We start from the raw sequence: 15,112 nt of genomic DNA, 5'->3' as shown, positions 1-15,112 counted from the left end.
ATTTTCCCCTCTATTTCCGATCGCTAAGCCAGGCCAGCAGGCGGTGACGCGGCGGTTTAATGCCCTCTCCCGCAAGCTGAGGCAACGGAAGCCAGGCGACCGGATGCTGATAGTTCGTCAATTGAGGTGCCGCCCAGTCGGCAAGCTTCTCAAGGTCAATTTCCCCCGCCACCAGCGCGACCGGCCGGTGACCATATTCACTATCCGCCTGCGGAACCACGACCGCCTGAGTCACCGCCGGATGGCCCAACAGCACCCGCTCAATCAGCTCAGGCTGCACCGCCTCACCGCCGCTGAAAAACAGGTTATCACGACGACCGTCAATGCACAGTTCACCCTGATGCCAGTGGCCGAGATCGCCGGTGTGCAGCCAGCCGTCCTCGTCGGTCAGCGGCTGGAGCGCGCCCTCCCGCCAGTAGCCCTGCGCCAGCGTTGGTGAGCGTAGCCAGACCTCGTTTTCTACCAGTCTGACCTCCTGCCCGGGGAGCGGTTTACCGGCGCTGCCGGAACCATCCGCTCGCCCGGCGCATACCGTTGAGGCCGTTTCGGTCAGGCCATAGCCGCACCAGCAGCGGATTCCTGCCGCTTCCGCCCGAGTGGTTAGTTCGGACGGGATCGCCGCACCTCCCAGCAGTACGGCACGCAGACTCGTTGGAAGCGCGGACTGATTCAGCAAACGCCATAGCTGCGTTGGCACCAGCGAGGCAAAGCTACTGCGTGCCAGCGCCGCCGACAAATCCTGCGATTTATCGATGACCAGCGTGGCCCCGGCAGACAGCCATCGCCAGATAATGCCCATGCCGGAAACGTGAAACAGGGGTAACGACAGCAGCCAGCGATCCCGCGGGGTGAAATCCATCAGACCGATTACCGCCGCCGCACTGTGCAGGTGGGCGTCAAAAGTGTGTGCTGCCGCTTTCGCCAGCCCGGTCGTCCCCGACGTCAGGGTCAGCGTAGCTAACGCATTCCGCTGCCAGGGAGGGTTGGCGCGCCCGGCGGCCGTTGCCAGGTTTAGCGGAAGAGCCTGCGGAACCGGAGGTGCATCGATACTGAGCGCAAACGTCACGCCCAGACCGGGCATTAACGGATTCAGCTGCGCGTCGGGCAGCTGCGGATTAAGCATCAGCACCCTCGCACCACAGGCCAACAGGCTCAGCCAGGCCAGCACCGCCTGTAACCCGTTGCGGCTGCGCAGTGCGACGACCATTTCCGGCTGCACGCCCTGCCGACGGAAGCCGTTTGCGTGGCCGGTAATACGCTCGGCCAATTGTTGCCAGCTCAGCGTTTCATCACCGGTGTCGATGGCCGTCGCCTGCGGATAGCGCTGCTGCCAGTACAGCCAGGGCCAGTCATTTATTGCTGCCACAGACATTGGAGTCCCTCCTTCCCTGAAAGCGGTAATGTACTGCCGGGCCAGTGGCGCAGCAGCTGCTCTTGCATCAGCGACAGGGTATCCAGCCCGGGCACAATGCCTGGCGTGAGTTGCTGTGCCAGCCGCGCCAGCTGCGTCAGGCCCAGGCTGGACTCCAGCGCGGAGCTGATAACCGGGGTTAATCCCAGCCGCTGCGCCGCTGCAACCTGCTGCTGTACTTTCTGAATGCTGCCGGTCAGCGTGGGCTTGATCACAACCGCCCTGACGCCCTGCTGCGCGCTTAGCAGCGTGGCATCATCACGCAGGCTTTCATCCCACGCGATAGCAATCCCGGTCTGCCGCGCAAAGGCCATGCTCTCCGCCACCGTTCGGCACGGCTCTTCAATAAAGGCAATGCGCCCGCGCAGCTCGGTGGAAATATAGCGGGCAAACTGCAATGCTTTTTCCAGCGTCCAGCTGCGGTTCGCATCCAGGCGCAGGGTCAGATCGGGCAGTGCCTCCAGCAGCAGATTCACCTGCATACCGTCCCGCACCGCTTCGTACAGCCCTACCTTCATTTTTGCCAGCGGCGCGGACTGACGCTGTAAACGTTCGAACAGCGCGTCCGGATCACCGCTGCACAGCTGCGCACTCTGCCAGCAGCCTTCGGCAGGTAGCCGCCCTGCCAGTTCGGCCTGCGCACAGCTGATACCGAAAGCGACCGAAGGCAGCGGGCTTTCCGGCGGCTGTTCTCCGGCACACCAGCGCTCCAGCCACTTCACGGCCTGCAACCGAGCGAGTTCAGGACTCTCCACGCTGAACTGCGGCAGCGGGGCGATCTCCCCCCAACCCTCCCCTCTCTCATCGACCAGTTTCACCAGCATTCCCAAACGGCTTTTCAGCCGCTGCTCGCGCAACACGACGCCTGCATCCAGCGCAAGCTGATAGCCAAACAGCGTTGCGCCGCGCATTAGGGATTACGCCTGAACGGTGAGAAATCGGGCGGCCGCTTCTGGTTAAAGGCGTTGCGCCCTTCCTGCCCCTCTTCAGTCATGTAAAACAGCATGGTGGCGTTACCGGCCAGCTCCTGCAAACCGGCCTGGCCGTCACAGTCAGCGTTCAGCGCGGCTTTCAAACAGCGCAGTGCCATCGGGCTGTTCTGCAACATCTCGCGACACCAGCGCACCGTTTCCTGCTCAAGCTGCGCCAGAGGAACCACGGTGTTGACCAGCCCCATATCGAGCGCCTGCTGCGCGTTGTACATCCGGCAGAGGAACCAAATCTCGCGCGCTTTTTTCTGCCCGACGATACGTGCCATATAAGCTGCACCCCAGCCGCCGTCGAAGGAACCCACCTTTGGTCCGGTCTGGCCAAACTGCGCATTATCCGCCGCGATGGTCAGATCGCACATCATATGCAGTACGTGGCCACCGCCCACCGCATAGCCCGCCACCATCGCCACCACGGGTTTCGGACAGGTGCGGATCTGGCGCTGGAGATCCAGCACGTTGAGGTGATGTACTCCGGCATCGTCCTGATAGCCGCCGTAATCACCGCGCACTTTCTGATCGCCGCCGGAGCAGAATGCCAGATCGCCTTCCCCGGTCAGGATGATCACCCCAACGGCCGGATCTCGGCGGGCGTCATCCAGCGCCTGCTGTATTTCCGTCACCGTCAGGGGGCGAAACGCATTCCGCACCTGCGGACGGTTAATGATGATTTTAGCGATGCCATCCGCCGTCTTTTGATAACGGATATCGCTGAATTCCAGCGGTACCGGCAGCCACTGTGCCGGGGCGGTTAGCATGGATTCGTCGGGAGAAATCATCGAAGCTCCTGTTAGTTGTGGTTCAGCAACAGAGAAAGTTGATGGGCGAATGCCATCGGGTTTGCCAGGTGAGTGTTGTGCCCGGCATCGCGGATCACCACCGGAATCAGACCCGATTGCTGCGCCAGCTGTAAGAATTTAAGGTCCCATTCGCCGCACAGATAATGGAAGGGGATCGTTTTTTGCCGTAGCTCCGCCAGCAGATCCGGTTGGGCAGAGAGCGAGGTGGCTTCCAGCATGGTCGCCAGCCCCTCTGCACGATTGTTTAGCCGACGGTTAATCATCGCCTGCCGCTGCGGGTTGGTGAGTTCGGCAAACACCGGCTGTTGATACCACTGGCTCAGAACCCGTGGCAAAGGCTGCTGGCGGAAGCGCTGCGCCCAGCCAAAATCGTGCTCGCGGCGCGTTTCGCGCTCGCTTTGGCGGGTTAAGCCAAAGTGACCCGCTTCGGCCAACAGACCACCAAGCCTACCGTCGTCGTGGCGGCAGGCGTGATAAAAAGCCAGACGAGCCCCGAGGGAGTAGCCAATCAGCCAGTAGCGTTCAACCTGATGGTAGTTGAGCGTTGCCGTCAGCCGCTGCGAGAGTTCGTCAAAACCGCTGACGGTTTGCGCCTGTGAACCGCCGTGCCCCGGCAAATCGATGCTGAGTAGCGGCCAGTGTCGGAAGTAGTGCTGCACCGGCAGCCAGTCATCCGCGCTGCCAAGAAAACCATGCAGCCAGACCAGCACCGGCCTGATGCTACGATGATGTCCCTGCCACCGCGCATGGAGAATCACAGGGTCATTACCTCTTTGAGTAGACCAGCCAGGGCCTGCGCACCCGCATCGCCGTCACAAACCACTTCTACCAGCGTAACGCCGCGCGTGAATCCCTCCCTCACCGCGTCGGCCAGTGCAGGCCAGTTTTCCGCACGCCGGTAGTTCAGGCCAAATACCGCCGCCGCGTGGCTGAAATCCACCCGAGGCGGCATGGCGAAGAAGCGCTCGCGTTCGTGCTGCGGCGTCGGCAGCAGAGAAAATATTTGCCCGCCCTGGTTGTTCACCACCAGCACCACAACCGGGGCGGATGCCCGCTGCAGCAGCGCCAGGCTGTTCAGATCATACAGGGCGGAGAGATCCCCCAGCAGTAGCAATAGCGGCTGCCCAAGCCCGCGCTGAACGCCAGCGGCGGAAGCAATCAGCCCGTCGATACCGCTGGCACCACGATTGCTATATACCGGATACCCCACAGGCAGACGGGCAAGCGCATCCACCAGCCTGATTGCCAGGCTGTTACCGATAAACAGCGCGCCTTTCCCGGCCAGCAGCTCCGGCAGTCGGTGCGCCAGCTGCGCCTCGCCAAAGGCGGTCAGATGCTGCTTCAGGTAACGGTCGGTTTTGTCTGCCAGTTCCTGAAGCTGCGGGCACCAGGGCTGGCGCGGCATTGCCGGATGTTTTGCCAGCCACTCGCCCACGCGGGCCTGTACCCGAATCCCCTGATGAAAAGCGGGATCGCGCTGGCCGGGGAGCGGATCGATTAACCACCATTTACCCGGCCGGCACTGCTGCTGGAATTGCAAGAGGTTGCGGCTGGTCAGACTGCTGCCGAACTGTACCACCAGCTGCGCGTCATTCAGCGCCTGGCGGGCCTGAGGATGTGCCAGCCAGAGCGCGGAATGCGGTAGCTGCTGGCCGCTCTGCGACAGAACATCGGCCAGCAGCGGCCAGCCAAGCTGTTCAGCCCATTCGCTAATCTGCTGCCCCTCGGTGGCAGAGACTCTGCCAACGATGACCACACCACGCTGCTGGCGGGCAAAAAACCAGTCCGGCATGAGGGGGAGATCGGCGAGCGCTGGATAGCTGAGCCAGGGATGCGGACTGTGCCACCAGTCACCCAGCTCATTAACCCACGCCAGGTACTCTCCTTCATCCTCACCGTACAGCGGTTCGGCAAACGGGCAGTTAATATGCACGGCACCGCTTTTCTGCCCGGCCAGCAGCGTATCCAGCGAGGACACCAGCCAGCGCGCCGGAATATCGGGAGTCGGTCGGGGAAGATTCAGTGCGGCGGTGACGTGGCTGGCAAAAATACCCTGCTGTTCGATAGCCTGATTGGCTCCGCAGCCAATCAGCTCGCTCGGACGGTCGGCGGTAATCACTACCAACTTTTCACCGCCCTGACGGGCTTCCACAATAGCGGGATAGAGATTGGCCACCGCCGTGCCTGAGGTAACAATAACGGCCACCCGCTGCCCGCTGCTTTTTGCCAGCCCCAGGGCTAAAAAGCCAAGGCCGCGCTCATCGAAGTGGGTGTGGCAGACCAGTTTTTCATTGGCAGCAGCGGCCAGCACCAGGGGTGCCGAGCGCGATCCGGACGCAATGCAAACATGCCGGATATCGTGCCGGGTAAGCGCTTCAACAAGAACGGTAGCCCAGCGGCGATTGAACGTTGCGTGCGACATTGCCACTCCAGATCAAATTGACTGAAGTCATTATAAGCAGGCGTTTTTGCGATCTTTTTGATTTGAACCAGTATTACGCTGGTTTTCATCAGAGTAAAAACGGGGGGAACTACAGCAGGATATTTAGCAAAAATCAGGTGCCCGTAGAAGGGCACCAGTGCGTTATAAATTAACGACGAGCCAGCAGCAGTCCTATCACCAGACCCAGCGTGGCACCCACACCAATGCCCTGCCACGGTTTGTCGTGAACGTAGTCATCGGCACGAGAAACGGCCTGACGTGCGCGATAGTAATAGGTATCAGATGCATTGCTGATGCGCGATTTCACTTCATGCAGTGAATTTTCGGCTCTGGCCTTCAGTTCAACATATTTCTGGTCAGCCGGATCGCCCGATGACTTCAACACTTCTTCCAGCGTTTTGGTCAGCAAAGCCAGATCGTCATCCAGTCGAGTCTCTTGCGGTTCAGTCTGTGTAGCCATTGTCATCCTCCGTGGGCGAATTACACATTGCTTGCTGACTAACTATAGACCCTATTTTTCGGGCTGCATGGCAAAAAGGGCCAGTTATCCCTGAGAACTCTGCGTCCAGCCGTTGTCGATCCTCGTCAAAGATGCTGTTTATTGCAGCTTCCGCGCAGGTCAGCCGTGGAAATCACTGCGGTTTTTGGATTTATCTGATAAATTTTGCCTGAACTGAATTAGTCACCAGGCAAGCTGTCGTAACTCCCTGTAGTCGGGCCAAATCCGGCGACGCGAATGCGTGATGTACGCGCGACAGTCAACACAAGCTCCGTTCAGCAAAGGATATGATTTCTGGCATGAATCGAAGAATGTTTATGAAAGTGTCAATGGCATTCGCCACCTTAAGTGGAATGTCTGGTATCTCCACCCTGTTCTCCCAGGCCGCCTGGGCAGACAGCGAGATTGCCGACGGTACCGCAGTGCGATTTGATTTTGACGTGCTCAAAAAATTAGCCGCCGATCTGGCGAAAAAACCTTACGGTGGCGCGCCGGCTCCGCTGCCGCAAACCCTGGCCACCTTAACGCCTCAGGCCTACAACGAAATCCAGTACGATGCCAACCACTCGCTGTGGAACGGCATCGATAACCGTCAGCTTGACGTTCAGTTCTTCCACGTGGGGATGGGATTCAAACGCCGCATCCGCATGTTCTCCGTGGACAGCGGCAGCCGCGAAGCGCGTGAGATCCATTTCCGCCCCGAACTTTTCAACTACAATAATGCGCACGTTGATACCGCCCAGTTGGAAGGAAAAACCGACCTCGGCTTCGCCGGATTCCGTGCCTTTAAAAAGCCTGAACTGGCTCGCCGCGATATCGTCTCCTTCCTGGGGGCCAGCTACTTCCGCGCGGTGGATGAGACCTATCAGTACGGGCTTTCGGCTCGCGGCGTGGCGATTGATACCTTCAGCAACGGTAAAGAAGAGTTCCCTGACTTCACCGCCTTCTGGTTCGAAACACCAAAAGCCGATGACACCACCTTCACCGTCTACACTCTGCTGGATGGCGCAAGCTGCACCGGCGCGTTTAAGTTCATCATCCACTGCGAGGAAAAGCGCGTGGTGATGGAGGTGGAAAACCACATCTATGCGCGCAAGGATATCTGGCAGCTGGGTATCGCGCCGATGACCACCATGTTCAGCTGCGGCAACAACGAGCGCCGCATGTGCGACACCATCCATCCGCAGATCCACGACTCCGATCGTCTGGCCATGTGGACCGGTGCCGGTGAGTGGATCTGCCGCCCGCTGAACAACCCGCAGCGCCTGACCTTTAACGCCTACCAGGATGAAAACCCGCGCGGCTTCGGCATGTTACAGCTCAATCATGATTTCCAGGACTATCAGGATGTGATCGGCTGGTACAACAAACGTCCGAGTCTGTGGGTGGAACCGGTTGGAAAATGGGGCAAAGGCGCAGTCAACCTGATGGAGATCCCGACCACGGGAGAAACGCTGGATAATATCGTCTGCTTCTGGCAGCCAGCTGAACCGATCAAAGCCGGGAGCGAGCACAGCTTCCAGTACAAACTTTACTGGAGCGGCCTGCCGCCGGTTCGCAGCGGTCTGGCGCGGGTTAACGCGACCCGCACCGGCATGGGTGGCTTCCCGGAAGGCTGGGCACCGGGCGAGCACTATCCGGACGTCTGGGCGCGTCGTTTTGCCGTTGACTTCGTCGGTGGCGATCTGAAAGCCGCCGCGCCGAAGGGGATTGAGCCGGTAATCGAAGTCACCTCAGGGACGCTCAAACAGGTTGAAATCCTCTACGTTGAGCCAATCAACGGCTATCGTATTCTGTTTGACTGGTATCCGAACAGCGATTCAACCGCGCCGGTTAACATGCGCATGTTCCTGCGCACCAAAGATGACACGCTGAGCGAGACCTGGCTGTATCAGTACTTCCCGCCGCCGCCGGATAAGCGCAAATACGTCGACGATCGGATTATGACCGCCGGTTAATGACGCGGGCGTTTCCCGACAAGCCGGGGAATGCTACAAGGCGGCCTTTCATGGCCGCCTTTTTATGAAATCCGCGGTACATTTTCTCCGGGAACGCTTCTACCCGAGCGGCTAATATCCAGCGCTAATTCTGGGCTTAAGCCAGCCCGCCGATCCCTGCTTACTCTGCTGAACCCGCTGAGCCTGATTAACCTGCCCGTAGCATATCGACATGCGGAATATCATCTTCAAGATACTCATCGCTAACCGTCACGAATCCCAGACGGCCATAAAACCGTTGCAGATGCGCCTGCGCCGACAGGAAAATTGACCGCTTCGGCCAGTGACGTTCACAGCTGTCGAGCGCCTGCTCCATCAGCCTGCTGCCCAGATTCAAACCTCGCGCTTCCCCGGAAATAATCACCCGTCCGATCTTCACCGGCTGGTCGGCCTCCTTTGGTACGAGAATTCGCGCATAGGCCACCAGACGATCGTCAATAATTCCCAAAAGATGCCGGTTCTCGCCGCTGAGATCCGCCGCGTCGATATCCAGATACGGGCACTGCTGCTCAACAATAAAGACCGCATTACGCAGCGCCAGCAGCTGATAAAGCTGGCTGGTACTGAGTTCGCTATGGTGTAAATCGTACCAGTTCAGATCCATACAATTCCTCTGAGCAAAAAAAATCGGGCCACAAGGGCCCGATTATTACCTGGTTTGCCGTAACTTACATTAGTGGTTGTGCCAGGTTGACCAGCGAAATCAGCGGCTGAGGATAAATACCCAGCAGCAGCACCAGAATCGCAGAGATCAGCGCCACAATCCCGCCGGCGGTGAACGCCCAGTTAGACGGCGCATCGCGCATCGCGACTTCCGGCGGCGTCAGATACAGACTGACGGTGACGCGCAGATAGTAATACAGACCGATGGCGCTACCAAGCACTACCGCACCGGTCAGCCACCACAGGTCGGCGCTCACGCCCACGGCCAGCACGTAGAATTTACCGATAAAGCCTAGCGTCATCGGAATACCCGCCAGCGACAGCATCACCACCGTCATCACCGCAGACAGCACCGGACGATGCCAGAACAGACCGCGGTACGAGTAAAGCGAGTCCGCATCCGGCCCGCTGTATGGGCTAGACATCATGCTGACCACACCGAAGGCACCCAGGCTGCTGAACAGATAGCCGGCCAGATACACTCCAACCACTTCCAGCGACAGCTGGTGGGTCTGCACGGCAACCAGCGCCACCAGCAGATAACCCATATGCGCAATCGAGGAATAACCCAGCATACGCTTGATGTTGCTCTGCGAAATCGCCATCAGGTTACCGAACAGCATCGAGGCCACGGCAATGATACCCAGTACCGTGCGCACGCCTTCGCTGTCGGTCATCGGCGCGTACATAAACAGGCGCATCAGCACGGCAAAGATAGCGATTTTACTGGCGGTAGCCAGGAACGTGGTGACCGGAGCCGGTGCGCCCTGATACACGTCCGGCGTCCACAGATGGAACGGAACCAGCGACAGCTTAAAGCCAAAGCCAACAATCATCAGGCCAAGACCGGCCAGCAGCAGAGGCTGGTGAATCAGACCGTCAGTCAGGCTTTTGCCCAGTGCCACAAAGCCGAGGTTACCGGAATCGGCATACACCAGCGCCATACCGAACAGCAGGAATGACGACGCTGCGGCAGAGAGGATGGTGTACTTGATAGCGGCTTCCAGCGAGCGTTTCTGCTGGAAGGCGTAGCCCACCAGACCAAACAGCGGCAGGGAGATCAGCTCAATACCAATAAACAGCGACGCCAGGTGGTTGGCACTGGCCAGCACGATGCCGCCCAGTGCGGCAATCAGCACCAGCAGATAGAACTCTTCACGGTTATCCGGGTAAGTAGCCAGCCACGGATAGGCAAAAGTACAGGTCGCCAAGCTGGCAAGGATCACCAGGCCGGTATAGAGAATGGCATAGCCGTCCACCCGCAGCAGCGGGGTAACATCCATTGGCCCTGCCTGGCCGACAAAGTAAAGAGATAACAGCGCCAGGTTCAGGCCAATCACCGCCAGTGTTGCATTGACGAAATGGTTGCGTCGCCACGCAATGGACAGCATCACAACTACCACCGTCAATCCGACGATCAGCAGCGGCAGAAGTGCGATCAGTTGTTGAGGAGTTATTGTCATGGCGAATTACGGCCTTGTAGTTGAAATTGAAGCGGTAAACCACTGCTGGATGTTACTCATCGCAGCGTGGGAGGTATCCAGAATCGGCTGCGGATAAACACCCAGCAGCACCAGCAGGACAACCAGCACCATGATCATCAGGAACTCACGCGCTGACATGCCGCGCAGTGGCGTATCTGACTTCGGCGCACCGTAGTAAGCGCGCTGCATCATGATCAGTGAGTAAACCGACGCAAACACCAGTCCAAACGTGGCGATCAGAATGATCGTCGGCACGCTCTGGAAGCTACCGGTGAGGATCATAAACTCACCAACGAAGTTACCGGTACCCGGCATCCCCAGGTTTGCCACCGCGAAGAACAGCGACAGGCCCGGCAGCCATTTGATGCGCGACCACAGGCCACCCATCTGGCGCATATCACGTGTATGCAGACGCTCATACAGCTGACCACACAGAATAAACAGCGCCGCCGCAGACAGGCCGTGCGCAATCATCTGAATCACCGCGCCCTGGTAAGCCAGCTGGCTGCCGGTGTAGATGGCAATCAGCACAAAGCCCATATGGGAGATCGAGGTGTAGGCGATCAGGCGTTTAATATCGTACTGAGAGAACGCCATCCATGCACCGTAGAAGATGCCGATAATCCCCAGCCACATGGCAATCGGCGCAAACTCTGCGGAGGCATTCGGGAACAGCGGCAGAGCAAAGCGCAGCAGACCATAAGCGGCGGTTTTTAACAGAATACCTGCAAGGTCAACGGAACCTGCGGTCGGAGCCTGACTGTGTGCGTCAGGTAACCAGCCGTGCAGCGGCACCACCGGCATTTTTACCGCGAAGGCGATAAAGAAGCCGAGCATCAGTACATATTCAACCGTATGCGACATTGGCGTTTTCAGCAGATCTTCATAGTTGAAGGTCCACACGCCGGTGGCGTTGTAGTGAACGAATACCAGCGCCAGAATAGCGATCAGCATGATCAGGCCGCTTGCCTGGGTATAAATGAAGAACTTGGTTGCTGCGGTAATACGCGTCTTCCCGTCGGAGGCTTTATGGCCCCAGAGCGCGATCAGGAAGTACATCGGCACCAGCATCATTTCCCAGAAGAAGAAGAACAGGAACAGATCGACGGCAAGGAAAACGCCGATCACGCCACCCAGAATCCACAGCAGATTCAAGTGGAAAAAGCCCTGCCACTTCTCGATTTCGTTCCATGAACAAAGAATCGCCATCAGACCAAGCAGGCCGGTCAGCACCACCATCAACAGCGACAAACCATCCAGCGCCAGATGGAAATGAATACCGAAACGCGGAATCCACGGCACGTTGAATTCAGATTGCCACTGCGGCAATCCGGAAGCCTGGGTCAGTGAGTAGCCACCCTGCATCCACAGCTGCAGTGACAGCACCAGCGTCAGCCCCATCGCGATCAATGCAATCCAGCGCGGCACTTTGGGACCAAAGCGTTCGAGCTGCCAGCACAACAGACCACCGACGAAGGGGAGGATTATAAGCCAAGGTAATAACATGGCGGTTTGTTCCCTTTATTTCGAATTTTTCTACTGGGGTGAAGCTCGGCTCCACCCCAACTCACTAACCTTTACAGCACCATCAGCAGATACAGGACGACAACGGCACCGATGCTCGTCGCGGCAAGATACCAGCGCAGATAGCCGTTTTCGCTGATCACCAGGCCTTTGTTGCCTACACGCGCGAGAATCGCCGGAATATTCATCACTGAATTAAGCGGATCGCGCTGCAGCAGCCGGGCAATGCCGAGGTAAGGCTTAACGAAGACTTTGTCATACAGCCAGTCGAAGCCCCAGGCGGCAAACCACCATGTGGAGAAGAAACGGCCCGGCGCACTGTTAGCAATCGCCGTCACCAGCGTACGTTTGCCCAGCCACAGCGCGGCGGCCAGCAGAATACCGACAATCGCCACCACGCCGGAGGCAATTTCCAGCATCATCACGCTGCCGTGGGCCAGTTCAGTGGTCTCCGGCAGTACGCCTTTCAGCGGTGGTACGATCATCGCACCGATAAAGGTTGAGAGAACTAACAGCACAATCAGCGGCAGATGGTGCGTGATCCCTTTCCCTGCGTGAGCATGAATTTTTTCTTTACCGTGGAAGGTGATAAAGATCATACGGAAGGTATAGAGAGACGTCATAAACGCGCCCGCCAGGCCCGCAACCATAAGATTGATATGGCCGTTCGCCAGCGCACCCGCCAGAATTTCATCCTTACTGAAGAAGCCTGCGGTAATCAGCGGCAGCGCCGACAGTGCCGCACCGCCCACCAGGAAGCAGACGTACACCAGCGGAATGCTCTTACGCAGGCCACCCATTTTAAAGATGTTCTGCTCGTGGTGGCAGGCAAGGATCACCGAACCGGACGAGAGGAACAGCAGCGCTTTAAAGAACGCGTGGGTCATCAGGTGGAAGATAGCCGCATCCCACGCCTGAACGCCCAGCGCAAGGAACATATAGCCAATCTGGCTCATGGTTGAATAAGCCAGCACGCGTTTGATGTCGGTTTGCACCAGCGCGGCAAAGCCTGCCAGAACCAGCGTGATCGCGCCGATAATGCCGACCAGATGCAGCACTTCAGGCGTCAGCAGGAACAGGCCGTGAGTACGCGCAATCAGGTAAACACCGGCGGTAACCATCGTCGCGGCGTGGATCAGTGCAGATACCGGGGTTGGACCCGCCATCGCATCGGCCAGCCAGGTCTGCAACGGCAGCTGAGCGGATTTACCGACCGCACCGCCTAACAGCATCAGCGTGGCCCATTGCAGCATATGGTTGTCAGCCGCAAAGTGCGCCGGAGCCAGCTCGACCATCTCGCGGAAGTTCAGCGTACCCAGCTCGTTGTAGAGAATAAACAACGCAAATGCCAGGAACACGTCACCGACGCGGGTAATGATAAACGCCTTCATTGCCGCCGCGCCGTTTTTCGACTCGGTATAGTAGAAGCCGATCAGCAGGTAGGAGCACAGGCCCACGCCTTCCCAACCGAGATACATCAGCATCAGGTTGTCGGCCAGCACCAGAACCACCATGCTGGCGATAAACAGGTTAGTGTAAGCGAAGAAGCGCGAGTAGCCCTCTTCTCCACGCATGTACCATGAGGCAAACATGTGGATGAAGAAGCCAACGCCGGTCACCACCGACAGCATGGTCAGCGACAGGCCGTCCAGCGTCAGGTTAACGTCGATTTTGAAGTTGCCCACGTGCATCCAGGTCCACAGCGCCTGGTTAAACACCTGCTGTCCATTATTGAAAAAGTCGATCCCGGCATAAGCCGTGACCAGCGCCGCCAGTCCGACGGAACCCATTCCCACGGTAGCTGACAGATTTTCCGACCAGCGGCCACGAGAGAACGCCAGCAGAAGGAAGCCGATCAGCGGAAACAGGATTGTTAAATAGAGAAGGTTCATCCGCGCATCTCGCTCACTTTGTCAATGTTGAGGTTCTGGCTGCGGCGATGTAACTGCAGCAGCAGCGCCAGGCCGATACTGGCCTCGGCAGCCGCCAGGCTGATCGCCAGGATAAACATCACCTGACCGTCTGCCTGACCCCAGTAGCTCCCCGCCACCACAAACGCCAGTGCCGCAGCGTTAATCATGATTTCGAGGCCGATCAACATAAACAGCATATTGCGACGGATAGTGACGGCGGTCAGTCCAAGAACAAACAGCACGGCCGCCAGAATCAGTCCATGTTGCAGAGGGATCATACTCTCTCCTCCTTCTTACTTTTTAACGCGTCGTCCGGACGGTTGCTCAGCAATTCACCCGCACGCTGCTCGCGACCGATATGGAATGCCACGACCAGACCGGCCAGCAACAGCATAGAAGCCAGCTCTACCGCCAGTACGTAAGGCCCGAACAGGCTGATACCGACCTGCTTGGCATCGATCATCGTGCCGTCAATACCCTGGTCATTCACGGTACGGATGGCGTAAACCAGCACCACCAGCAGCACCAGCGACAGCAGGCCCGGCCCAACCCATGCACCCGGCTTCAGCCATTCACGCTCCTGCTGCACTTCCGCACCGCCGAGGTTCAGCATCATCACGACGAACACGAACAGCACCATGATCGCACCGGCATAAACGATGATCTCCAGCGCACCGGCGAAATAAGCCCCGAGCGAGAAAAACACACCGGACACCGCCAGCAACGAGACAATCAGGTACAGCAACGCATGTACCGGGTTGGTATGGGTGATAACGCGCAACGTCGCCAGCACCGCTACCAGTCCGCAAAGATAAAACGCAAATTCCATGCCTGGCTCCTTAAGGTAACAAGCCCTTGACGTCGATAGGTTTAGCTTCGTTTTCAGCAAAGCCTTTGTCTTTACCATCAATCGCCATACCCGCCATCCGGTAGAAGTTATATTCCGGATATTTGCCCGGACCGGAGATTAGCAGGTCGTCTTTTTCATACACCAGATCCTGACGCTTGAACTCGCCCAGCTCGAAGTCCGGGGTAAGCTGAATCGCAGTGGTCGGGCAAGCCTCTTCACACAGGCCACAGAAAATGCAGCGCGAGAAGTTAATACGGAAGAATTCCGGGTACCAGCGGCCATCCTGCATCTCGGCTTTTTGCAGCGAGATACAGCCGACCGGGCAGGCAACCGCACACAGGTTACAGGCAACGCAGCGCTCCTGGCCGTCCGGGTCACGCGTCAGCACAATGCGTCCACGGAAGCGCGGCGGCAGATAAACCGGCTCTTCCGGGTACATCATGGTTTCGCGCTTGGCGAAGGCGTTCAGACCAATCAGCCAGATACTGCGTACTGTCGTACCGAAACCAACGGCAATGTCTTTTAATGTCATGTTCTTA

Annotated in this window: 14 protein-coding genes; 1 reads left to right on the top strand and 13 read right to left on the bottom strand. The window is 58.1% G+C overall.

From position 1 onward, the window contains the following. Window positions 1-10: 10 nt before the first annotated feature. The 6 genes from menE to elaB all read right to left on the bottom strand — a co-directional run bounded on the left by menE (window position 11) and on the right by elaB (window position 6,103). A complete protein-coding gene (gene menE / locus IBT46_RS14005) occupies window positions 11-1,372 on the bottom strand; it encodes an o-succinylbenzoate--CoA ligase (protein WP_234480120.1) in 1,362 nt (453 codons plus the stop codon). Further along, entirely contained in the window at window positions 1,354-2,322 is a 969-nt protein-coding gene (menC, locus tag IBT46_RS14000; protein WP_200546171.1) for an o-succinylbenzoate synthase, read from the bottom strand. The genes menE and menC overlap by 19 nt, the downstream gene beginning before the upstream one ends. Next, complete coding sequence (gene menB, locus IBT46_RS13995; protein ID WP_200546170.1) at window positions 2,322-3,179, bottom strand: 1,4-dihydroxy-2-naphthoyl-CoA synthase; 858 nt, start codon at window positions 3,177-3,179, stop codon at window positions 2,322-2,324. Before menB ends, menC begins: the two co-directional genes overlap by 1 nt. Window positions 3,180-3,190: 11 nt before the next feature. Beyond that, window positions 3,191-3,958 (bottom strand): 2-succinyl-6-hydroxy-2,4-cyclohexadiene-1-carboxylate synthase, encoded by a 768-nt coding sequence (gene menH, locus IBT46_RS13990; RefSeq protein WP_200546169.1) that lies wholly within the window; start codon window positions 3,956-3,958, stop codon window positions 3,191-3,193. Beyond that, complete coding sequence (gene menD, locus IBT46_RS13985; protein ID WP_200546168.1) at window positions 3,955-5,622, bottom strand: 2-succinyl-5-enolpyruvyl-6-hydroxy-3-cyclohexene-1-carboxylic-acid synthase; 1,668 nt, start codon at window positions 5,620-5,622, stop codon at window positions 3,955-3,957. The genes menH and menD overlap by 4 nt, the downstream gene beginning before the upstream one ends. Window positions 5,623-5,791: 169 nt before the next feature. Next, the gene (elaB, locus tag IBT46_RS13980) at window positions 5,792-6,103 is read right to left on the bottom strand and encodes a stress response protein ElaB (RefSeq protein WP_105591284.1); all 312 of its coding nucleotides are present in this window, start codon (window positions 6,101-6,103) and stop codon (window positions 5,792-5,794) included. A gap of 338 nt (window positions 6,104-6,441) precedes the next feature. On the opposite strand from elaB, the gene IBT46_RS13975 reads away from it, so the two are divergent. Next, the gene (locus IBT46_RS13975) at window positions 6,442-8,100 is read left to right on the top strand and encodes a glucan biosynthesis protein D (RefSeq protein ID WP_200546167.1); all 1,659 of its coding nucleotides are present in this window, start codon (window positions 6,442-6,444) and stop codon (window positions 8,098-8,100) included. A gap of 187 nt (window positions 8,101-8,287) precedes the next feature. On the opposite strand, the gene IBT46_RS13970 is transcribed toward IBT46_RS13975, so the two are convergent. The 7 genes from IBT46_RS13970 to nuoI all read right to left on the bottom strand — a co-directional run bounded on the left by IBT46_RS13970 (window position 8,288) and on the right by nuoI (window position 15,105). Next, complete coding sequence (locus IBT46_RS13970; protein WP_200546166.1) at window positions 8,288-8,743, bottom strand: GNAT family N-acetyltransferase; 456 nt, start codon at window positions 8,741-8,743, stop codon at window positions 8,288-8,290. Between the two features lie 64 nt (window positions 8,744-8,807). Continuing rightward, complete coding sequence (nuoN, locus tag IBT46_RS13965) at window positions 8,808-10,265, bottom strand: NADH-quinone oxidoreductase subunit NuoN (protein WP_200546165.1); 1,458 nt, start codon at window positions 10,263-10,265, stop codon at window positions 8,808-8,810. A gap of 6 nt (window positions 10,266-10,271) precedes the next feature. Beyond that, on the bottom strand, window positions 10,272-11,792 hold the full coding sequence (gene nuoM, locus IBT46_RS13960) for an NADH-quinone oxidoreductase subunit M (protein ID WP_105591281.1): 1,521 nt from the start codon (window positions 11,790-11,792) through the stop codon (window positions 10,272-10,274). 71 nt (window positions 11,793-11,863) lie between these two features. Beyond that, the gene (nuoL, locus tag IBT46_RS13955; RefSeq protein ID WP_105591280.1) at window positions 11,864-13,702 is read right to left on the bottom strand and encodes an NADH-quinone oxidoreductase subunit L; all 1,839 of its coding nucleotides are present in this window, start codon (window positions 13,700-13,702) and stop codon (window positions 11,864-11,866) included. Beyond that, the gene (gene nuoK / locus IBT46_RS13950; protein WP_105591279.1) at window positions 13,699-14,001 is read right to left on the bottom strand and encodes an NADH-quinone oxidoreductase subunit NuoK; all 303 of its coding nucleotides are present in this window, start codon (window positions 13,999-14,001) and stop codon (window positions 13,699-13,701) included. Before nuoK ends, nuoL begins: the two co-directional genes overlap by 4 nt. Continuing rightward, window positions 13,998-14,552, bottom strand: coding sequence for an NADH-quinone oxidoreductase subunit J (gene nuoJ, locus IBT46_RS13945; protein WP_105591278.1), 555 nt, complete (start codon window positions 14,550-14,552; stop codon window positions 13,998-14,000). The genes nuoK and nuoJ overlap by 4 nt, the downstream gene beginning before the upstream one ends. Before the next feature lie 10 nt (window positions 14,553-14,562). Then, on the bottom strand, window positions 14,563-15,105 hold the full coding sequence (nuoI, locus tag IBT46_RS13940) for an NADH-quinone oxidoreductase subunit NuoI (RefSeq protein WP_105591277.1): 543 nt from the start codon (window positions 15,103-15,105) through the stop codon (window positions 14,563-14,565). Window positions 15,106-15,112: the final 7 nt, after the last annotated feature.

Origin of the sequence: Erwinia sp. S38 (genome assembly GCF_016624545.1) — a bacterium.
Classification (GTDB): domain Bacteria; phylum Pseudomonadota; class Gammaproteobacteria; order Enterobacterales; family Enterobacteriaceae; genus Erwinia; species Erwinia coffeiphila.
Note: the sequence above shows the minus strand (reverse complement) of the source record. Positions and strands in the feature narration are given on the sequence as shown.